At 61.3% G+C, this 19,622-nt stretch carries 18 protein-coding genes; 7 read left to right on the top strand and 11 right to left on the bottom strand.

What is annotated here, in order from left to right; genetic code table 11:
- Window positions 1-24: 24 nt before the first annotated feature.
- On the top strand, window positions 25-936 hold the full coding sequence (locus AC04PH_RS13410) for an NAD-dependent epimerase/dehydratase family protein (protein ID WP_483066324.1): 912 nt from the start codon (window positions 25-27) through the stop codon (window positions 934-936).
- Here the strand turns inward: AC04PH_RS13410 and AC04PH_RS13405 are convergent.
- The 8 genes from AC04PH_RS13405 to AC04PH_RS13370 form a co-directional block, all read right to left on the bottom strand.
- On the bottom strand, window positions 871-1,935 hold the full coding sequence (locus AC04PH_RS13405) for an endonuclease/exonuclease/phosphatase family protein (RefSeq protein ID WP_483066323.1): 1,065 nt from the start codon (window positions 1,933-1,935) through the stop codon (window positions 871-873). The genes AC04PH_RS13410 and AC04PH_RS13405 overlap by 66 nt on opposite strands.
- Complete coding sequence (locus AC04PH_RS13400) at window positions 1,935-2,732, bottom strand: hypothetical protein (protein ID WP_483066322.1); 798 nt, start codon at window positions 2,730-2,732, stop codon at window positions 1,935-1,937. The genes AC04PH_RS13405 and AC04PH_RS13400 overlap by 1 nt, the downstream gene beginning before the upstream one ends.
- Before the next feature lie 405 nt (window positions 2,733-3,137).
- Window positions 3,138-3,743 (bottom strand): 3-isopropylmalate dehydratase small subunit, encoded by a 606-nt coding sequence (gene leuD / locus AC04PH_RS13395; RefSeq protein ID WP_483066321.1) that lies wholly within the window; start codon window positions 3,741-3,743, stop codon window positions 3,138-3,140.
- Window positions 3,744-3,752: 9 nt separating this feature from the next.
- Window positions 3,753-4,304, bottom strand: a complete 552-nt coding sequence (locus AC04PH_RS13390) for a DUF4276 family protein (RefSeq protein WP_483066320.1) — start codon at window positions 4,302-4,304, stop codon at window positions 3,753-3,755.
- Window positions 4,301-5,524: an AAA family ATPase gene (locus tag AC04PH_RS13385; protein WP_483066319.1), complete on the bottom strand. Its 1,224-nt coding sequence runs from the start codon at window positions 5,522-5,524 to the stop codon at window positions 4,301-4,303. Before AC04PH_RS13385 ends, AC04PH_RS13390 begins: the two co-directional genes overlap by 4 nt.
- On the bottom strand, window positions 5,524-6,930 hold the full coding sequence (gene leuC, locus AC04PH_RS13380) for a 3-isopropylmalate dehydratase large subunit (protein ID WP_483066318.1): 1,407 nt from the start codon (window positions 6,928-6,930) through the stop codon (window positions 5,524-5,526). The genes AC04PH_RS13385 and leuC overlap by 1 nt, the downstream gene beginning before the upstream one ends.
- A 244-nt stretch (window positions 6,931-7,174) precedes the next feature.
- The gene (locus tag AC04PH_RS13375) at window positions 7,175-7,771 is read right to left on the bottom strand and encodes a hypothetical protein (RefSeq protein WP_483066317.1); all 597 of its coding nucleotides are present in this window, start codon (window positions 7,769-7,771) and stop codon (window positions 7,175-7,177) included.
- 96 nt (window positions 7,772-7,867) lie between these two features.
- The gene (locus AC04PH_RS13370; RefSeq protein ID WP_483066316.1) at window positions 7,868-8,452 is read right to left on the bottom strand and encodes a hypothetical protein; all 585 of its coding nucleotides are present in this window, start codon (window positions 8,450-8,452) and stop codon (window positions 7,868-7,870) included.
- Window positions 8,453-8,599: 147 nt separating this feature from the next.
- Here AC04PH_RS13370 and AC04PH_RS13365 point away from each other — a divergent pair, with 147 nt between their 5' ends.
- The 6 genes from AC04PH_RS13365 to AC04PH_RS13340 all read left to right on the top strand — a co-directional run bounded on the left by AC04PH_RS13365 (window position 8,600) and on the right by AC04PH_RS13340 (window position 15,111).
- Complete coding sequence (locus tag AC04PH_RS13365) at window positions 8,600-9,991, top strand: mechanosensitive ion channel family protein (protein WP_483066315.1); 1,392 nt, start codon at window positions 8,600-8,602, stop codon at window positions 9,989-9,991.
- Between the two features lie 195 nt (window positions 9,992-10,186).
- Entirely contained in the window at window positions 10,187-10,543 is a 357-nt protein-coding gene (gene rsfS / locus AC04PH_RS13360) for a ribosome silencing factor (protein ID WP_483066314.1), read from the top strand.
- A 6-nt stretch (window positions 10,544-10,549) separates the two neighbouring features.
- The gene (gene rlmH, locus AC04PH_RS13355) at window positions 10,550-11,020 is read left to right on the top strand and encodes a 23S rRNA (pseudouridine(1915)-N(3))-methyltransferase RlmH (RefSeq protein ID WP_483066313.1); all 471 of its coding nucleotides are present in this window, start codon (window positions 10,550-10,552) and stop codon (window positions 11,018-11,020) included.
- 69 nt (window positions 11,021-11,089) lie between these two features.
- Window positions 11,090-12,604: a 2,3-bisphosphoglycerate-independent phosphoglycerate mutase gene (gpmI, locus tag AC04PH_RS13350; protein ID WP_483066312.1), complete on the top strand. Its 1,515-nt coding sequence runs from the start codon at window positions 11,090-11,092 to the stop codon at window positions 12,602-12,604.
- Entirely contained in the window at window positions 12,601-13,728 is a 1,128-nt protein-coding gene (locus tag AC04PH_RS13345) for a murein hydrolase activator EnvC family protein (RefSeq protein WP_483066311.1), read from the top strand. The genes gpmI and AC04PH_RS13345 overlap by 4 nt, the downstream gene beginning before the upstream one ends.
- Before the next feature lie 15 nt (window positions 13,729-13,743).
- On the top strand, window positions 13,744-15,111 hold the full coding sequence (locus tag AC04PH_RS13340) for a S41 family peptidase (RefSeq protein ID WP_483066310.1): 1,368 nt from the start codon (window positions 13,744-13,746) through the stop codon (window positions 15,109-15,111).
- A gap of 117 nt (window positions 15,112-15,228) precedes the next feature.
- Here the strand turns inward: AC04PH_RS13340 and AC04PH_RS13335 are convergent, their stop codons facing one another.
- The 3 genes from AC04PH_RS13335 to AC04PH_RS13325 all read right to left on the bottom strand — a co-directional run bounded on the left by AC04PH_RS13335 (window position 15,229) and on the right by AC04PH_RS13325 (window position 19,604).
- Window positions 15,229-17,673, bottom strand: coding sequence for a GcvT family protein (locus tag AC04PH_RS13335; protein WP_483066309.1), 2,445 nt, complete (start codon window positions 17,671-17,673; stop codon window positions 15,229-15,231).
- 93 nt (window positions 17,674-17,766) lie between these two features.
- Window positions 17,767-18,717, bottom strand: coding sequence for a GlxA family transcriptional regulator (locus tag AC04PH_RS13330; RefSeq protein WP_483066308.1), 951 nt, complete (start codon window positions 18,715-18,717; stop codon window positions 17,767-17,769).
- The gene (locus AC04PH_RS13325) at window positions 18,717-19,604 is read right to left on the bottom strand and encodes a homocysteine S-methyltransferase family protein (protein WP_483066307.1); all 888 of its coding nucleotides are present in this window, start codon (window positions 19,602-19,604) and stop codon (window positions 18,717-18,719) included. Before AC04PH_RS13325 ends, AC04PH_RS13330 begins: the two co-directional genes overlap by 1 nt.
- Between the last annotated feature and the right edge of the window lie 18 nt (window positions 19,605-19,622).

Here is a 19,622-nt window from a genome sequence, read left to right as displayed (position 1 = left end):
CGGCGGACCTTGAAAGGAAACGACATGACACAGACGGTTTTGATCCTTGGCGGCAGCGGCAAGATCGGCACGCATAGTGCGGAGGCGTTCTGGAACGCCGGTTGGCAGGTGCGGCAGTTCGACCGCAAGACGGAAGATATGGTGAAAGCGGCGCGGGGCGCGGACGTGATCGTCAACGGGCTGAACCCGGCGAATTACCACAACTGGGCCGAAACGATCCCGGCGATCACGCGGCAGGTCATCGCAGCGGCGAAAGCCAGCGGTGCGACGGTGATCATCCCCGGCAACGTCTATAACTTTGGCGACCGGGGCGGAGAGATCAATGAGACGACGCCGCAGGTGCCCTGCACACGCAAGGGGCGTATCAGGGTCGAAATGGAACAGGCCTATCGCGACGCGGGCGTGCGGACCATCGTGCTGCGGGCGGGCAATTTCCTCGATCCGAACCGGAACGGCGATATCCAGTCGATGCTGATCCTGAGATCGGCGCGTAAGGGTGTAGTGACGACGCTGGGCGATCCGACGGTGCCGCAGGCACATGCCTATTTGCCCGACTGGGCGCGGGCCGCGGTGATGCTGGCTGAGATGCGTGACGATCTGGCGGCGTTCGAGGATGTGCCGTTCCCCGGACATACGTTCACGATGGACGACCTGCGTGATGCTGTCGCCGCAGAATTGGGCAGGCCCGTCAGGATCAAGCGGTTTCCGTGGTGGTCCGTCACATTGATGTCCCCGTTCTGGGAGTTGATGCGCGAGTTCCGCGAGATGCGGTATCTCAACGACACGCCGCATTGGCTGGGGTCGGAGAAGTTCGACCGGTTACTGCCGGGGTTTCAGGCGACGGATATGCAGACGGCCATGCTGGCCGGGCTACCGCGCGATATCGACCCAGACAAGCCGGTGCGGCCCCGCGCGCAATCCATCCTCACCGAGTAGCGCCGCTTGCGGATCGTCGGAGGCGGGCCAGAACACACCCGCATCCGTCACGGTCATGTCGGCGGCGGGCAGGACGTAGCTGACCCGCAGGTTGCCGGGGCCGTCGTCGGGCCAATCGGCGGTATCGGTGGCTGGATCTCCGGCGTGATTTAGGTCGGCGGACCGCACAGCACCTTCACTGATCGGTTGCGGGTCTTGCAGGCGTGGATCGGCGAGGAAAGCGGCCATCGCATCGGCGTAGCCATCGCCATCGACGGGATCGAGGTTGGTATTGCCGAGGATCACGAAATCCTCTGGCGGCGGGCCATAGTTGCCGTCCAGCACCAGCGACCAGAGGCGCAACTCGTCCCGGTTGCGCAGGCCGTTGCGATCTTCCGGCCCGTCAAAGACCGGCGGCGATGCGTCACATCCCATCAGGGCGATCGGGCCGCCGGGTGCGTCCACCGGCACGATCCAATGGGCGGTGTGCGACAGGCGCAGGATGTCATAGACGCGGTCCGGTTGCGGGTGTGCAGGCAGCGTAGCACCCGGCACGTCGCGCCACAGGATCGTGGACAGGTCGCGCACCTGATCGGTCAGAATCGGATAGCGTGACAGCAGTGCCATGCCGCCGTCACCGGCAAAACGGCCATAGCCCATTGCATCGCGCGCATCGCCTGTCCAGCCGTCGGCATCCAGATCAATCCCGGTGGCCATGCCGGTGTTGGGCAGGCGGGCGAAGCGATGATCGTAGCCGCCGTCGAGCGCCGTGGCAAAGGCAGCAAGCGCGCGACCGTCGTGATCGTAATCAAAGTCGGTGAGCAGGATGATATCGGGAGAGACGGCCCTGATCACGGCGATGATCGCCGCGATGTTGTCGTCCTCGCCGCGCTGGATGTCACGCAACAACAATCCCGGGCCGTCCCGGCTGAGCGGGGCGGCGTATGTCGCGATGCGGAGCGTGTCAGCGGGGGCCATCCCGGCCCAGAGGGCAAGAATCAGCCCCCCAAGGCCGACCATCAGGCGGTCATCATACCCTCGGCAACCGCAACCGCATAGGCGCGCTTGCGCTGCAGATAGATCATCTGTGCCACCCGGCTGAGTGCGACACCGCGCATCAGCAGGCTTGCCGGAAGGAAGGCCCATGCGGTCACCGTCCAGATCAAGGTCTGCGGATCGTGAAAGCTGATCGGGTCCATGAAGCTGGACGTCAGCTTGAAGATCGCCGGGATCATGAATGGCAGCAGGAATCCTAAGATAAGGTTAATCTGACTGTCGCGGTTCAACCGGTCGACCACATCACCACCCGCCGTCGGATCGAAGGTCGGAAGATTGACCCAGACGTTGAAGGATTCGGTCCGCTTGGGCCACCGACGGCGGCGCAGCAACAGGACGAAGACCGCAAGCGAGATCAGCGATACGAAGTAGGACAGGCCCGCCGCAGTGCGCATGGCCGCAAACACGTCAGGGTCGGTCGTCTGGGGCAGCATCACCAGCATCAAGCGCACGGGCGAATAGGGAAAGTCGATCGACGTTCCGATCCGTTCGCCGATGACCTGGAAGAACTGGGTGAATGTCGACGGATCGTCGGCCCCGCGAAAGATCACCGACAATGCGAAAACGGTCGCGAAAAGCGCACCGAAGCGGACCCGGTTGAACGGTGGCGCGGAGCGGAACTCGACGAGGCTGGGGCTGGCGGACGCGTATTCGATGATGGTGAACAGTGCGGCGAACAATGCCACGACCGTGACCATCTGCGTGCCGTCCGCACCCGATCCGGGCAGCAGGATGGACGGCGTCATGATCATCAGGATCATCAGTGCGGCACGCGAAAGCGCACCTGGCAAGCGAGATTGCACTGCTTTACTACCCTCGTTCCGGCCGGATGCGATACGATGCCGCGTCCTTGTTCCGTTTTTTTCCTGCGGTTGTGCCGCAGGCTGCCTCAATCTTGCCATCTTTCTGCCCACATTCCGAGAATCCATCAAGCTACGGGTTTGACAGACAGGGAAACTGCGGCTGTTTTGGGACAGGACTGGTGCGGGAATGCAACCATTTGAGGCCGGAGCGATGGCAGGCGCGCGCGATACACAAGATATTGTATATGCTTGGTTTTCGGCCTCTACATATTTTCTGACGTTATGGTCAATGCAATGCAAAAAGGCCGAATTGGTGATCCGGCCTCTGTATGCGATGTCTTCCAAATCTCGATCGACAGCGGGTCAGACCCATGGCCGTGCCGCGGATGCGCCGGCCTCGAAACTGTCGATCGCAGCGGCCTTTTCCATGGTCAGACCGATATCGTCGAGCCCATTCATCAGGCAGTGCTTCTTGAAGCTGTCGACCTCGAAGCTGTAGGTTTCGCCGTCGGACGACGTAACGGTCTGTGCCTCCAGATCGACCTCGATGCGAGCGTTCGCGCCTTTCTCGGCGTCCTTCATCAGCGCATCGCGCTGATCTTCCGGCAATACGATTGGCAGGATGCCGTTCTTGAAACAGTTGTTGTAGAAGATGTCGGCGAAGCTGGTGGAGATCACACAGCGGATGCCGAAATCCGCGATGGCCCAGGGCGCATGTTCGCGCGATGACCCGCAGCCGAAGTTGTCACCGGCGACGAGGATCGACGCCTCGCGGTAGGCGGGCTGGTTCAGGACGAAAGACGGGATCTCCTTGCCGTCGTCGTCATAGCGCATCTCGTCGAACAGGTTCACGCCCAGACCCGACCGCTTGATCGTTTTCAGGAATTGCTTGGGGATGATCATATCGGTGTCGATATTGACCAGCGGCATGGGGGCGGCGATGCCTGTGAGGGTGGTGAAGGGTTGCATTATTCTGATCTACCTATTTGCAAGTTTATTGAGCGCAGCAACTGTTTGCTGGAAGCTATTCGAGATGTTTTTCTCTACGATCATATGGGGAGCAATTTCTCTTGCTCGGATTGTCTTCGGATACCCATTCAAGTAATTTTCAAGCAGCATCGACGGTTTTTTTAAGCTATCTGGTGAGCCACGCAAAGAAGCAGGATTGTCAGTTCTTTTTAGCACTCCGGCTGCGTGCATTGCATCACGATCGCCCAAGAACCATGCCTCAAGTTCTTGACATACTATCCGAACAAGAGAAACTTCACTCTTTCCTGCCTCATCTATCATGGCCGCCAAACGATTCTTCCTTAAATGACAATCCCCGCTATCATTGTCCCTTACTATAAGAAAACGTGCATTCGGGTTTTGCCAGGCACGCAATTTACGTGGCAACGACTTTTCCAGATCAGACACACCCTGATGAACGATGACACGTATCGAAACCGACGACGGATCAAATAGATCTTGCAACTTATTGAAAACAGGCTCTATCGAGGGTTCTTCGGTAAGTACAACGATCTCTTTCACGGGTTAACTCCGTCAAAAAGACTCTGACGCCAAAGTTCACCGGGTACATCCCCCTCTTCGACAAGTGCACATAGTTGCGCGTTTTCTGCGGCGCGAGAAATTTTGCTAAATCCATCTTTTTTTCTTAACCAATAAATCGATTCCAAAGGAACTGCGTTCAAAAAATCTGGAGAATGCGTCGTTACAAATACTTGCCCAATGCCTTCTCTACGTTTGCCGTATAGTGCGAATTGTTCAGCAAGGATTCGCAAAAGAGTAGGATAGAGTTGATTCTCTGGCTCCTCGATACAAAGTAGGGGGTGCGGATTAGGGTCACTTAGGAGCGCAAGATATGCAAACATACGGATAGTACCGTCCGACACGGACCTCGCAAGAAAGCCATCTTGGAAAGCTTCGTCCCAAAATCTCAAAGCGACGCGGCCGTCATTCAGGTCCTCAGCTTCCACCTTCCCGATGCCAGGAACATAGGCGGCTGTGGAGTTGACGAGTTGCTCAAAAACCTCCGGGTAATCTTCCCGAAGGTACTGTGCATACAACGCAATATTACTTCCGTCGGAGTTCAGGTGTTCTGCGATTGCCGCGTCTGGCTCCTTTCTTGCGTCTTCAATGTGAAGGTCAGTTACTTCCCAGTTTTCAATTAACTCGCGAAGCTGGCTAGCTGCGTCGAACCTCTTAAACTGTCCCAAACCCTTGAGTGCAAGGATGTAGGCCGCATCCAACTCTTGTTCTTCTCTAGTAAGCTGATCCAGCGGAATTTCGGCGTTCAAAGCATCAAAAGACTCCGCCAACGCTTCGCCCTTACCATGCTCGAACCTAATGAAATGGTAGGGTGCACCGTAGGATGAACGTTTGAATCGAAGAGTTTCTTTTGCAACAGATATTTGCCTTCCTTCACCCTCTTCAATTGAAAGGTGATAAGTTACAAGACGAGAGGTTTGTGCGCTTTGTTGAGCGGCATCAATGTCCATTTCAATTTGCAACGTGATTTCGATTGCTTCCGTTTCATGCCCGCGAGAGACCACTTGCTGAAAACCGCCGCGAGCGCGCAGCGCTGTTCGAACGTCATCCTTCAAAGACGCCTTCAGAAAATCAAAGACATCAATGAATGTAGACTTCCCGGTGCCATTTGCCCCAACAAGAACCGCAAAACCGGGAACATCGCTCATTTCTGCATCCTGCAGCGCCTTGTAATTTCTCACCTTAACGGAGTGAACCCGCATCACATCATCTCCCGCACGTCGGTCAGTTTGCCGGTGATCGCGGCGGCGGCGGCCATTTGCGGGGACATCAGGTGGGTGCGTCCGCCCCGGCCCTGCCGGCCTTCGAAGTTGCGGTTCGACGTCGCGGCACAGCGTTCACCGGGGGCGAGCTGGTCAGGGTTCATGGCCAGGCACATGGAACAGCCCGCAAGCCGCCATTCGAAACCGGCGTCGATGAAGATCTGCGCCAACCCCTCTTCTTCCGCCTGTGCGCGGACGAGGCCGGAGCCGGGCACGACCATGGCGCGCAGGCCGTCTTTTTTCTTTTTTCCCTTCAGGATCGCGGCGGCGGCGCGCAGATCCTCGATCCGGCCGTTGGTGCAGGAGCCGATAAAGACCGTGTCGATGAGGATTTCCGACAATGGCGTGCCGGGCTTGAGGTCCATGTAATCCAGACTGCGTTGCGCCGCGCCGACCTTGCCGCCGGTGAAATCGGAGGCGGCAGGGACAGTTGCGGTGATCGGCAGGACGTCTTCGGGCGATGTGCCCCAGGTGACGACGGGGGCGATATCCTCGCCCTTGAGCGTGATCACCTTGTCGAAATGCGCGTCGTCGTCGGAATAAAGTGTTTTCCAATAGGCGACGGCCTTGTCCCAGTCTTCGCCCTTCGGTGCGTTGGGGCGACCCTTGCAGTAGGCAAATGTTTTTTCGTCCGGGGCAATGATGCCTGCGCGCGCGCCGCCTTCGATCGCCATGTTGCAGACGGTCATGCGGCCTTCCATAGACAGGTCGCGGATCGCCTCACCCATGTATTCGATGACGTAGCCGGTGCCGCCTGCGGTGCCGGTAGCGCCGATGACGGACAGGGTGATGTCCTTGGCCGTCACACCGGGGGCGAGCTTGCCCGTGATCTCGACCTTCATGTTCTTCGATTTCTTCTGGATCAACGTCTGCGTCGCCAGCACGTGTTCGACCTCCGACGTCCCGATACCGTGGGCCAGCGCGCCGAACGCACCATGGGTCGCGGTGTGGCTGTCGCCGCAGACGACCGTCATGCCCGGCAGTGTCCAGCCCTGTTCGGGGCCGACGATATGCACGATGCCCTGACGGACGTCGCTGACGGGGTAATAGTGCAGCCCGAATTCCCTGGCGTTCTTGTCGAGCGCCTCGACTTGGATGCGGCTGTCCTCGGTCATCGTCTCGGCGTTGGCGCGGTCCAGCGTGGTGGGCACGTTGTGATCGGGCACAGCGATGGTCTGGCCGGGCTTGCGCACGGTACGGCCGGTCATGCGCAGACCCTCGAAGGCCTGCGGGCTGGTGACCTCGTGGACAAGGTGGCGGTCGATGTAGAGCAGGCAGGTGCCGTCGTCGGCTTCGTGGGCGACATGGTCGTCCCAGATTTTATCATAGAGCGTTTTGGGGGACATGGGTTCCCTCCCGTATCAGATGTGGCGATGTGAAATGGCAGGCGTGCGGAAACGGCGGCGGTCAGCCGTGCGCGAGAATCGTGCAGGACGCGCCGTAAAAGCGCCAAGGCAGGCGCGCGCGATCATCCATATCGAAAACCTTGTTCATAAAGCTCAGATACAGCGACGCGCGGGCGGTCGCAAGGGAATGATGGAATGTAGGAGACGGGCCGCCCCACAGGTCGGCGCGGCCCGCCGTCTGCGATCAGTCCGCAGTGACGTTGATGAACACTTCCGCGGTGCCGGAGGTTGTGCCACTGGTCACTGCCGCATCGCCGGACCCGACGAGATATTGCGCATCCGCCCCGAACATCCGCACGCGCAGCCCACCGTCGACGTCGATCACCTCTCCGGTGCTGCGGGTGAGCGTTCCGGCGACGGTCGTATCAAGGACGGTGCGGCTCTGTTCCTGAGCGATGCCCACGCCGGTCACGGTCAGTTCGCCGTCATAGGTGGCGACCGGATCGTCGAAATCGTAGAACCGGCCGTTCAGCACGTCGGTGCCACCGGCCCCGAACATCGCGGTGAGGGTCGCCCGGCCGACAGCCTCGCCCGCCGGAACAACGGTCCCGTCGGAGGCGATCTGCGCGAAGCCGGAATAATTCACGCCGCCCGGTGCGGGTTGGTTGTCGCGCTGCATCGTCAGCAGTGTCTGGTTCTCGGCTTGCAGGGCCTCCAGCAGCGACTTGTTCTGGCCCGGTTCGCGCATCGAATCGGTCGCACCGCCGCCACTGCCGCCGCAGGCAGCGAGTGCAACGACGGTCGCGCCCAAAGCGCAGGATTTGAAAAATCGAACGGTCATATTCACTTCCCCATAGTTCACTAGACACCGGGATATGACATCGAACATCTTTCGCCGGTCAAGGTTGCTGACGCGCGGCAACAGTGCCGGATCGGATCAGTCGGCCTCTGCCACGATGGCTACCCGCCCATCGACCGTTTGCCCGCCGAACGGTGTCACGAAATTGCCCCCGCCCTGAAAGAATTCGCCACGTGGTCCGTAAAAGCGCAGGTTTGTTCTTGTGTCTACGTCGATCGTCTCACCCGTCTCTCGCGTCAGGGACCCGCTGATCGTCGGAAAAGCGAATGTCCCGCCGGGTTCGAGGTTTCCGCCGCCCGCCGTGACGGCGAGCGTACCGGAATAGAACGCAGTCTCGTCGCTGAAATCGCGCAGGGTGCCCGAAACTTCGGGACTGTTTCCGGCGATGTCCACGCTGAAATCAGCGGTGCCATAGGCGACAGTGCTTTCCTGTCCACCTTCGAACAGCGCCAGACGGGCGAAGCCGTCGTAGGCGACGTCCATGCCATTCGGCAGATCGAAGGCAGGCGTGAATGCCACTGCGTCGATGCGGTTATCAAGCGCGGTGTAGGGCGCAAGGTTTTGCCCGGGCATTCTGACCGGGTCGGACGCACCGCCACCGCAGGCGGCAAGCGACACAGCAGCGGTGCAAATTACACAGATTTTCAGAATATCGTTTTCCATATTTTTTCCAATAATTTTCACACCTCTATCACACCCGATACGCGCGGCAGTCGTCAAGATTCGCAATTCGTAGCGGGCTGCAAGCGCAGTTGATCATCGCGGGACTATTGTGCCAACATCGGCAAGGTTTTTCGCGCAAAGGGTGCCATGTCACGACACGTTCAAATGACCGGCCCCGACGAGGTGATCGGAGAGCAGCAGGCGGTGGAAGCGCCGCTGACCGATATCCTGACGGTCGGGCAATCTGTCTATGGGCAGATCGAGGTATTCCTGAACAGCCTTTTGCGCCCGTGGAATTTCTATCAGGTGCTGATCGCGATCGGGTTGTTCGCCTTTGCCCATCTGTTGCGTCATGTGCTGGGGCCGCGGTTTCGTGGCTGGATCGCAAGCCGGAAGAACTGGCCGAAATGGCGCTTGCGTATTCTGGCAGTGGTGCATCAGCGGCTGCGACCGATCTTCTTCGTGGCGCTGATCTGGGCGACGGTCTGGATCATGCGCGAGGTCACATGGCCCAGCCGCAGTTACCTGCTATCCGTCATAGCAACGCTGGCGTTGGCCTGGACCTGCGTGGTTTTCATCACGCGTCTGATCAAAAGCCCGACGCTGCGCAAGCTGGTGCGCTATAGCGCGTGGATCTACGTCACGCTCTACATCCTCGGTCTGGTCAGCGAGGCGGAGCAGGTTCTCGACAGCGCAGGGTTTTCCATAGGGGAATTCAGGATTTCGCTGCTGCTCGTCGTGCAGGCCATCGTCATACTGGGCGCGCTGATCACGCTGGCGCGCTTTGTGACGACGAGCACCGCCAGCCGCATCCGCACCAACGAGGACATCAGCCCGTCCATGCAGGTGCTGATCGTGAAGGTGCTGCAGATCGCGATCTATGCCGCCGCCTTCTTCATCGGGGTGCGGTCGCTGGGGATCGACCTGACCGGCCTTGCGGTGCTGTCGGGTGCCATTGGCGTGGGTCTGGGTTTCGGCCTGCAGAAGGTAGTGTCGAACCTTGTGTCCGGCGTGATCATCCTGCTGGACAAGTCGATCAAGCCGGGCGACGTGATCAGCCTTGGCGACACGTTTGGCTGGATCCATTCGCTGGGCGCACGCTATGTGTCCGTGGTCACGCGGGACGGGAAGGAATACCTGATCCCGAACGAGGACCTGATCACCGGTCAAGTGGTGAACTGGTCGCATTCCAATGAATACGTGCGCCTCGATATCTATTTCGGCACTGCCTACGGCGACAGCCCGCACGATGTGCGCCGGATTGCCATCGAAGCGGCACAAAGTGTGGATCGGGTGCTGCGGTCGCGGCCGACCGTGTGCCATATCGTGGGCTTCGGTGACAGTTCGGTCGATTACATCCTGCGGTTCTGGATTTCCGACCCGACGGGTGGACTGACCAACATCCGCGGCAACGTGTTCCTGGCGCTTTGGGATGCGTTCGCGGAAAACGGCATTTCGATCCCCTTCCCGCAGCGCGAAGTGAACCTGCTGAACGCCAAGGATTTGGGGCGCGCGAAATTGCCGGAAACAGGCGACTAGGGCTGTTTCCGCCGGTCGTGCCGCGCCACGCCCCTGCCCGCAACGCAGAGTGTTGAAAAGCCGCACGCCGGTTGCTACCTTTGGGCGAGCCTTGCGCCGGGGCACAGTTTTCATTTGGATCGGCGCACAACGGAGGACAATGCACTGTCTTTTACCCCTTCGGTCGCATCCGCGGCCCGTTCGGACGGCCCTTCCATGAATGGCCAAACTCGCGCCACGAGTGACAAGCTTCTGGCCGCAATTCTGAAATCACTGGACGACGACAAGGGCGAGGATATCGTCCATGTCGATTTGCGCGGCAAATCCGAGATCGGCGATTACATGGTGATCGCTTCCGGCCGTTCCACCCGGCAGGTGGCTGCGATGGCCGAAAAGCTCGCCGAGCGGGTCAAGGCCGACTTCGGCGTGATCTGCAAGATGGAAGGCAAGGACGCAGGCGACTGGGTGCTGATCGACACCGGCGATGTGATTGTGCACATTTTCCGCCCGGAAGTCCGCGACTTCTATCAGCTCGAAAAGATGTGGATGCCGGGCCAGGCCGACGCCCGCTGATCCGTCGTGCGGATTCAAATCTGCGCTGTGGGCCGCCTGCGCAGGGGGCCCGAGCGCGACCTTTATGACGATTACCTGACACGGTTCGACCGGACCGGACGCAGCCTAGCGCTGGGTCCGGCGCAGTTGATCGAGGTCGAGGACAAAAGGAGTGGCGGCATGGCCGGAGAGGCTGTGCTGCTGGAAAAGGCCGCCCCGGCAGGCGCGTTGATTTGTGCGCTGGACGAACGGGGAAGCGTGATGACCTCGCCCGCCTTTGCCGACCGGCTGGCGGCGTGGCGCGATCAGGGGCGGCAGGACGTCGCCTTCGTCATCGGGGGCGCGGATGGAATCGACCCCGCCCTGCGCGACCGCGCCAATGCCACTTTGAGTTTCGGCAAGATGGTCTGGCCGCATATGCTGGTGCGCGTGATGCTGGCCGAACAGTTGTATCGTGCGGCGTCGATCCTGTCGAGCGGGCCGTATCACCGGGCCTGACCATACGAGCGGTTTTCCTTGGCCGGTCGATAGGCTACTCATCGCGTGAAACCAACGACGGAGATCGCCATGCCCGCGCCAAAGCCTGTTGTCCTGTGTATCCTTGACGGCTGGGGCATTTCCGAGCGGGAAGAGGGCAATGCGCCACTGCTGGCCGACACGCCAAATTTCGACCGCATCATGCAGGGACCGCGCGCGCAGCTTCTGACGCACGGGCGGGACGCGGGGCTGCCCAGCGGACAGATGGGTAACTCTGAGGTCGGGCACACCAATATCGGTGCGGGTCGGGTGGTTGCGATGGATTTGGGCCAGATCGATCTGGCCATCGAGGACGGGTCGTTTGCCGGACAGGCCGCGATTCAGGGTTTCATTGCCACGCTCAAGAAAAGTGGCGGTGTCGCGCATCTGATGGGCGTTGCGTCTGACGGTGGCGTGCACGGGCATGTGGCGCATATCGTCGCGGCGGCGCGGGCGCTGCGGACGGCGGATGTTCCTGTCGTTTTGCACGCGATTACAGACGGGCGCGACGTGGCGCCGTCTTCGGCCATGGATTTTGTGGGTGCCTTGCTGGATGATCTGCCCGAGGGCGTGATCATCGGCACGGTGATCGGGCGGTATTACGCCATGGACCGTGACAACCGGTGGGAACGGGTCGAAACCGCCTATGACGCGATGGTGCGCGGAAAAGGCGACACCGCGCCCGATGCGATGGCAGCCATTGCGCAGGCCTATGACGCGGGCAAGACGGATGAATTCATCCCCGCCACCGTAATCGGTGAATACGCAGGGTTTGCGGAAGGCGACGGGCTGTTCTGCCTGAATTTCCGGTCGGACCGGGCGCGCGAAATCCTTGCGGCCATCGGTGACCCTGATTTCGACGGCTTCGCGCGGGACATGCCCGCGCTGTCGGCGCGGCTGGGGATGGTGGAATATTCCGACCGCCATGTGGATTGGTACGACACGGTTTTCCCGAAACGGAACATCCCCAACACACTGGGGGAATGGGTTTCCAAGCACGGGCTGACGCAGTTCCGGCTGGCGGAAACCGAGAAATATCCGCATGTGACGTTCTTCCTGAACGGCGGGGTGGAGACGCCTGCAGAGGGCGAGGACAGGCACATGCCGAAATCGCCCAAGGTCGCCACCTACGACTTGCAGCCGGAAATGTCGGCGGGCGAGGTGACGGATGCGTTCGTCGGGGCGATCGGAAAGGGCTATGACCTGATTGTCACCAATTACGCCAATCCCGATATGGTGGGGCATACCGGCGACTTGCAGGCGGCGATTGCGGCCTGCGAGGCGGTGGACAAGGGGCTTGGCCAGGTGCTGGAGGCGCTGAAGAAGGCTGGCGGGGCGATGATCGTCACGGCGGATCACGGCAATTGTGAGGTGATGATCGACCCGGAGACGGGCGGCGCGCATACGGCGCATACGCTGAATCCGGTGCCTGTGGCGCTTGTCGGCGGGCCGCAGGATGCAAAGCTGCGCGACGGGCGGTTGGCCGACCTGGCGCCGACGCTGCTGGAGCTGATGGGCCTCGGCTTGCCGGAAGAGATGACCGGCGAAAGCCTGATCGCGCGATGATCCGGCTGGCCGCGCTGCTGTGTTTGCTGGCGCTGCCGCTGGCCGCCCAGGACGACCCGGCTGCAGTGGCACAGGCCGCCGCCGCCCGGCTGGTCGCTGCCGGAGAACAGTTGGCAGCAGCAGGCGGCGCGCGCGATCGGGTCGCGGCGCTGACGGAGACGGTGCAGGCGTACGAGGACGGGTTGATCGCGATGCGCGACGGGCTGCGCCGTGCCGCCGTTCGGCAACGCACGCTGGAAAACCAACTGGACGCAAAGAGCGCCGAAGTGGGTCAATTGCTGGGTGTACTGCAATCCATGGGGCGCGCACCTGCGCCGCTGTTGCTTTTGCATCCCAACGGGCCGACGGGCACTGCGCGGGGCGGGATGATCGTGGCCGATCTGACCCCTGCCCTACAAGCGGAAGTCGGCCTGCTGCGCCGCCAGTTGGAAGAGGTGGCATTGCTGCGGCAAATCCAGCAAAGCGCCACCGATACGTTGCAAGAGGGGCTGGAGGGCGCGCAGGCCGCGCGCGCAGCCCTCAGCACCGCCATGCAAGAGCGCACAGATCTGCCGCAACGGTTCACGGATGACGGAGTGCAGACTGCGCTGTTGCTGGCCAGCACGGAAACGCTGGATGCCTTCGCGAGCGGGCTGCGCGATGCACTGCCGGGCGGGCGGGCCAATGACACCAGCGCCGCAGCAATCCGGGGCGATCTGCCATTGCCGGTGCAAGGACAGGTATTGCGCGGGTTCAACGCTCCCGATGCGGCAGGCGTGGCGCGACCCGGCGTGATTGTCGCCGCCCGTCCACGTGCCATCGTCACGACACCCGTGGCGGCGACGGTGCTTTTTACCGGACCCCTGCTGGACTACGGCAACGTGGTCATTCTGGAACCGGCGGCAGACGTCCTGTTTGTGATTGCGGGACTGGCCGAGGTCTATGGTCTGCCGGGTCAAGTGATCCCGGAAGGCACACCGATCGGACTGCTCGGCGGAGATCAGCCGGGTGTTGACGCGATTTTGACCCGTTCCGCCGGGAATGGCGCATTAAATACAGGCGGCGAACAGTCGCAGACCCTTTATCTTGAGGTCAGGGACGGGCAAAGTCCCGTCGACCCGGCCACGTGGTTTGCGCTGGACTAGATTGAGGTGTGAGGAATGAAAAAGCTGATGATGGCCGCCGCGGGCGGTTCGTTTCTGGGTCTGGTCGCGACGACGCAGATTGCCGGTCCGCTGATCGCGCAGGAAGCGGCCAACAATGCCTCTGTCTATGAACAACTTGATCTGTTCGGCGATATCTTCGAGCGGATCCGTGCGGGATATGTCGAGGATGTGGATGAGAAGGACCTGATCGAGGCGGCAATCAACGGGATGCTGACATCGCTCGATCCGCATTCCAGTTACCTTTCGGCGGAAGATGCCGCCGATATGCGCGTGCAGACCCGCGGCGAATTCGGTGGTTTGGGCATCGAGGTCACGCAAGAAGAAGGTTTCGTGAAAGTCGTGTCGCCCATCGACGGCACACCCGCATCGGATGCCGGTATTCAGCCGGGCGACTTTATTACCGCGGTGGATGGCGAGAGCCTGCTGGGGCTGGTGCTGGACGATGCGGTCGAGCTGATGCGCGGTCCCGTGGGATCAGAGATCGTGATCACCGTCGTGCGCGAGGGTGAGGTCGAACCCTTCGACGTGTCGCTGATCCGCGACACCATCAAACTGACGGCTGTGCGTCACCGTACCGAAGGCAATGCCGTGGTGTTGCGCGTCACGACATTCAACGACCAGACGTTTCCGAACCTTCAGGAGGGTCTGGCAGAGCAGGTCGAAGCGGCGGGCGGCATCGACAATATCGACGGTATCGTTCTTGACCTGCGCAACAACCCCGGCGGGCTGCTGAACCAGGCGATCTATGTCTCGGACGCATTTCTCGACGCGGGCGAGATCGTATCGACCCGCGGACGCGATCCGCAGGACGGTGATCGCTTCAACGCCCAGCCGGGCGATCTTGCGGAAGGGAAGCCCATCGTCGTGCTGATCAACGGCGGCTCCGCATCGGCATCCGAAATCGTAGCGGGCGCGTTGCAGGACCATCGCCGCGCCATCGTCGTTGGCACGAAGTCTTTCGGTAAAGGGTCCGTGCAGACAGTCGTCCCGCTACAGGGAGAGGGGGCCATGCGCCTGACCACAGCGCGCTACTACACCCCGTCGGGCCGTTCGATCCAGGCGCTGGGGATTTCGCCTGACATCATCGTCGAACAGCCGCGCCGCCCGGTCGAGGAAGACACCGAGGGCGAGGATGAACCACGTCAGTTCCGGTCCGAAGCGGACCTGCGCGGCAGTCTCGACAACGACAGCCTCACAGAGGATGAAATTCGCCAGATCGAGGAAGATCGCGAGCGTGCGCAAGCTGCAGCCGACCTGCGCGAAGAAGACTATCAGCTGGCCTATGCCATCGACATTCTGAAGGGTCTCAACGCGTTGGGTCCGCAGGTGACCGTGGATGTGGCTGTCACGGACGGAAACTGACCAGAGGCGGCAAGCCGCCCTCTTTAGGTGGCTTGCCACGACCGGACTTTCACGAAAGTCTTTTTGAAATGCTCGACGAGGTTCTGCCCAATTCCTTTGAAACGAATTGGTTGCGTGTCAGGCCTTCGCGCGGTCGCCCGTCGGATCGTAGAACGGTTTCGCACTCACCTCTGCAGCCACTCGTGTGCCCATGACGTCGATGGCGTAATCGCTCGCCAGTTGATCGGCCAGCTTTTCACCAGGCGCGCAAGGTACGTAGCCCATGCCGATCGCCGCCCCCAACGCGTGGCCGTATCCCCCCGATGACAGATACCCCACGACCTTGCCGTCACGCAGGATCGGTTCGTTGTGATAGAGCAGCGGTTCCGGATCGGTCAGTTTGAATTGCAAAAGGCGGGTTTTCAGGCCCGTCTCACGTTTGCGCAGAACTGCGTCGCGGCCGATGAAGGCGGGCTTGTCCATCTTGACGGCAAAACCAAGCCCCGCCTCCAGCACGTGATCCTCTGCCGTGATGTCGTGGCCGAAGTGGCGGAAGCCTTTCTCCATCCGGCATGTATCCATCATGTGCATACCGCAAAGTTTTGCGCCCAGCGCGTCACCTGCCTCTGCCAGCACCTCGAACACGTGGGCGGCCATGTCGGTCGGAATGTAGATTTCCCAGCCGAGCTCTCCCACGTAGGTGACGCGATGCACACGGGCGAGCGCCATGCCGATCTCGATCTCCTGCGCGGTGCCGAAGGGATTGATGTCGTTGCCAAAATCGTTGGGCGAAACGGCCTGCAGGAGTTTGCGCGCGTTTGGCCCCATGACGGCCAGCACGCCCTCTCCTGCCGTGACGTCGGTGATGACCACGTTGAAAGTGTCGCGGTGGCGCCGCATCCAGGTCTGGTCGGCCAGTCGTGTGGCGGCGGGTGTCACGACGAGGTAAGCGGTTTCCGACAGACGGGTGACGGTGACGTCCGCCTCGATCCCGCCTTTCGTGTTGAGGAACTGGGTATAGACGATCTTGCCCACCGGCACATCGTACTGCCCACCACCGATGTGGTTGAGGAATGCGGTCGCGTCCGGTCCTTCGACGCGAATTTTGCCGAAGGAGGACATATCGTAGATGCCGATATTTTCGCGCACCGCCATATGTTCGGCAGCGACGTTGTCAAAAAAGGTCTGGCGCTGCCAGCTGTAATCATATTCCGCCTTTTGCCCAGCGCGCGCGAACCAGTTGGCGCGCTCCCAGCCCGCAAGCTCGCCCATGACCGCGCCACGGTCCAGCAGGTGCGCGTAGAACGGCGTGCGGCGGATGCCGCGGGCGGTGGCCTTCTGGCGGTAGGGAAAGTGGTCGACGTAGAGCAGGCCCAGCGATTCTGTGGCGCGGGCGGCCAGATAGGTTTTGTTGCCCTGAAACGGTTGCATCCGCGCGATATCCACGTCGCCCAGATCAAACGGCTTTTCGCCCGCGTCCATCCATTGCGACAGCGCCATGCCCGCGCCGCCTGCCGACTGGATGCCGATGGAGTTGAAACCGGCGGCGACCCAGACGTTGTCCATCTCGGGTGCCAGACCGAGGTGGTAGGCGTCGTCGGGGGTGAAGGATTCCGGGCCGTTGAAGAAGGTGTGGATGCCCGCCTCGGCCAGCATCGGCAGCCGGTTCACGGCCTGTTCGAGGATGGGTTCAAAGTGATCGAAATCCTCGGGCAGCTGGTCGAATTCGAAATCAGCGGGGATGCCGTTCACAGCCCAGGGTTTGGCGACAGGTTCGAACGCGCCGAGCAGGATTTTCCCCGCGTCTTCCTTGTAATATGCACATTCGTCGGGCACGCGCAGGACGGGCAGTTGTTGCAGGCCGGGGATGGCCTCGGTCACGATATAGAAGTGTTCGCAGGCTTGCAGCGGCACGTTTACGCCTGCCATGCGCCCGACCTGGTGGCCCCACATGCCGCCACAGTTGACGATCATATCGCAGGCGATCTGGCCAGTTTCCTTACCATCGTCCCACTCGACCGATGTCACGCGGCGGCCTTCACGAACAATCCCGGTCACGGCGGTGCGTTCGATGATCTGCGCGCCGTTCTGCCGCGCGCCCTTGGCCAGGGCCAGCGCGATGTTGGCGGGGTCGCCCTGCCCGTCCAGCGGCAGATAGACGCCGGCGGTCACGTCGTCGATGTTGAGGTGCTCGTAGCGTTTCTTCACCTCGGTCGGGCTGATTTCCTCGACCTCCACGCCGAACGCGCGGGCCATGGCCGCCTGCCTGAAAATTTCCTCGCGCCGTTCGGCGGTGAGGGCGGCGGTGATCGACCCCACCCGTTTGAACCCGGTCGCGACGCCAGTTTCTGCCTCGAGGTTGCCGTAAAGCTCCTGGCTGTATTTTGCGAGTTTCGTCATGTTTGCCGTGGCCCGCAGCTGCGCGATCAGACCGGCGGCATGCCAGGTGGTGCCGGAGGTCAGTTGCTTGCGTTCCAGCAAAACGACGTCTTTCCACCCCAGTTTCGCCAGATGGTAGGCAACCGAACAACCGATAACACCACCACCGATGATGACGACGCGGGCATGGGTCGGAACGGGCATGGCTGTGAGTCCTGTTACGGGTTGCGATGCTTTCCCATGGCACGGCGCGCAACCCGGTGCCTGCTGAAATGCGTCATCGTTGACGCAAATCCGCTATTTGAGGCGACCCTGCTTGCGGGCCACGTTCGGGGTCATTCCGAACACGCCCCGGTAGATCGCGGAAAACCCCGATGGAAAGCCGCAGGCCAGACCGATCTCGTGGATGCCCATGTCGGTGTTCAACAGCAGGTTATTGGCGCGGCCAAGCCGCAGTTCGCGATAAAATCCGTTGGGCGTCGTGTGAAGTACCGCCTGAAACCGACGCTCGAGCGAGCGTTTCGACAGACCCGACTGCGCGGCAATCGTGCTGATCGGCAGCGGAAATTCGATATTCTCCTGCATCATCGCAACACATTGGTCGATTTCACGGTCACCCGAAGCAAAGGCCGCACGCCCCCCAAACGGCTGCAAGGTATTGTAGTTGCGCACACGCTCGTGCAGCAGGATATCCGCCACGGTCATCGTCGCCGCGGCAGAGAGATGACGGGCGGTCAGCGACAGCATCATGTCCACGGTCGCACCCATGCCAGCGCAGGTCACGATCGCGCCGGTGTCGACGGCAAGCGCGGTCTTGGTCTCGTGCAGCCCCTGCCGTTCAAGCAGCACAGCCCGGTTTTCCCAGTGTGTGGTATGATGCTCGGCCCCGACGCCGCTATCCGCGATGTAGCGGCTGGCCGCTTCGGAAAGCAGAATCACACGCGCCTGCCTGGCCGTGTACTGTGCGATGGTGCGTGTCAGTGACAATTCCGGGTGATCAGGGTCCGCGTTGCCGATAACGACGACATAGTCCGCGGCGGGTCGATCCGGCGGCGGAACCGTCGCGATGGTCGCAAGGCTGCTGCTGACGGCAGATCCGCCACGCACCGAACGATAGGTCCACGAAAACGCATTGCGTTTGGACACCCGGTTCGCCAGTCGCAGCACATCGACAACCCCGGCCAGTTCGGTCAGCACGTATCCATCTGCGACCAGGATGTCGAAGGCGACAGGCGCAGCCGTGTCCATCAGACGATCTGGTGACCTGCATCGCGCAGCGCGGACGCAATGGCAGCGATATGCGCCGGACCCACCTCGCAACAGCCACCGACGATGGTGGCACCCTGCCCGACCCAATCCATGACGTGCCCGGCATAGGCTTCAGGGCCGAGATCGCGGCGCTCGGTCAGGCTGTCGACGGTCGGGCGGTCTTTCAGGAAATCAGAAGTGATTTGCTCGAACCCGTTGGCGTAGCCACCGAACGGCAAACCCGCATCGGCGATGATAGGCAGTGATTGCGTCACCGCCTCAGGTGCGGAACAGTTGATGAGGATCGCTGTGGCACGATCCTGCACGATAGGGAGCAGATCGGCCAGCGCCTCACCCGAGCGGAGCTTCGCGCCGTCCCGGTCATCGACGGAAGCGGCAAGCCAGACGGGTTTGCCTGTGGTGAGTGCCGCGGTCAGCACACTTTGCGCATGGTCGAGCGATACGACCGTTTCGCAGATCAGCAGGTCGCAGTGGGGCGCGATGTGCCGTGCGACCTCGGTGTAAAGCGGGATCGCTATATCGGCGGGCGGATGGATGTCGGGACGATACGACGCGATCAGCGGCCCGATCGCCCCGGCGCAGCGTGTCCCCGAACGGGCCGCGTCTGCAGCTTCCTTCAATGCGGCATCCAGCAGGGGCAAAAACTGTGCCTCGATCCCCGCCGGGGCGAGCCGGTCGCGGTGAATGGCGTAGGTATTGGTCGTTGCAACGGTCGCCCCGGCTGCAAAATAGGCACGGTGTACATCGGCCACCAGACCGGGACGGTCGATCATCACCTGCGTTGACCAGAGCGGCGTCGGTCGGTCACCGGCACGGTGCACCAGTTCCTGCCCCATGCCGCCGTCGAGAAGTGTGATGTTCGCCATGGCCCGCCCCTTTATCCG

The organism is Yoonia sp. KMU-150 (assembly GCF_056858355.1).
Note: the sequence above shows the minus strand (reverse complement) of the source record. Positions and strands in the feature narration are given on the sequence as shown.

Bases quoted from the DNA above. Each gene is read 5' to 3' on its own strand.
- AC04PH_RS13410 (WP_483066324.1), top strand. From the start codon at position 25: ATGACACAGACGGTTTTGATCCTTGGCGGCAGCGGCAAGATCGGCACG.
- AC04PH_RS13405 (WP_483066323.1), bottom strand. From the start codon at position 1,935: ATGGTCGGCCTTGGGGGGCTGATTCTTGCCCTCTGGGCCGGGATGGCC.
- AC04PH_RS13400 (WP_483066322.1), bottom strand. From the start codon at position 2,732: ATGATCCTGATGATCATGACGCCGTCCATCCTGCTGCCCGGATCGGGT.
- leuD (WP_483066321.1), bottom strand. From the start codon at position 3,743: ATGCAACCCTTCACCACCCTCACAGGCATCGCCGCCCCCATGCCGCTG.
- AC04PH_RS13385 (WP_483066319.1), bottom strand. From the start codon at position 5,524: ATGCGGGTTCACTCCGTTAAGGTGAGAAATTACAAGGCGCTGCAGGAT.
- leuC (WP_483066318.1), bottom strand. From the start codon at position 6,930: ATGTCCCCCAAAACGCTCTATGATAAAATCTGGGACGACCATGTCGCC.
- AC04PH_RS13375 (WP_483066317.1), bottom strand. From the start codon at position 7,771: ATGACCGTTCGATTTTTCAAATCCTGCGCTTTGGGCGCGACCGTCGTT.
- AC04PH_RS13370 (WP_483066316.1), bottom strand. From the start codon at position 8,452: ATGGAAAACGATATTCTGAAAATCTGTGTAATTTGCACCGCTGCTGTG.
- AC04PH_RS13365 (WP_483066315.1), top strand. From the start codon at position 8,600: ATGTCACGACACGTTCAAATGACCGGCCCCGACGAGGTGATCGGAGAG.
- rsfS (WP_483066314.1), top strand. From the start codon at position 10,187: ATGAATGGCCAAACTCGCGCCACGAGTGACAAGCTTCTGGCCGCAATT.
- gpmI (WP_483066312.1), top strand. From the start codon at position 11,090: ATGCCCGCGCCAAAGCCTGTTGTCCTGTGTATCCTTGACGGCTGGGGC.
- AC04PH_RS13345 (WP_483066311.1), top strand. From the start codon at position 12,601: ATGATCCGGCTGGCCGCGCTGCTGTGTTTGCTGGCGCTGCCGCTGGCC.
- AC04PH_RS13340 (WP_483066310.1), top strand. From the start codon at position 13,744: ATGAAAAAGCTGATGATGGCCGCCGCGGGCGGTTCGTTTCTGGGTCTG.
- AC04PH_RS13335 (WP_483066309.1), bottom strand. From the start codon at position 17,673: ATGCCCGTTCCGACCCATGCCCGCGTCGTCATCATCGGTGGTGGTGTT.
- AC04PH_RS13330 (WP_483066308.1), bottom strand. From the start codon at position 18,717: ATGGACACGGCTGCGCCTGTCGCCTTCGACATCCTGGTCGCAGATGGA.
- AC04PH_RS13325 (WP_483066307.1), bottom strand. From the start codon at position 19,604: ATGGCGAACATCACACTTCTCGACGGCGGCATGGGGCAGGAACTGGTG.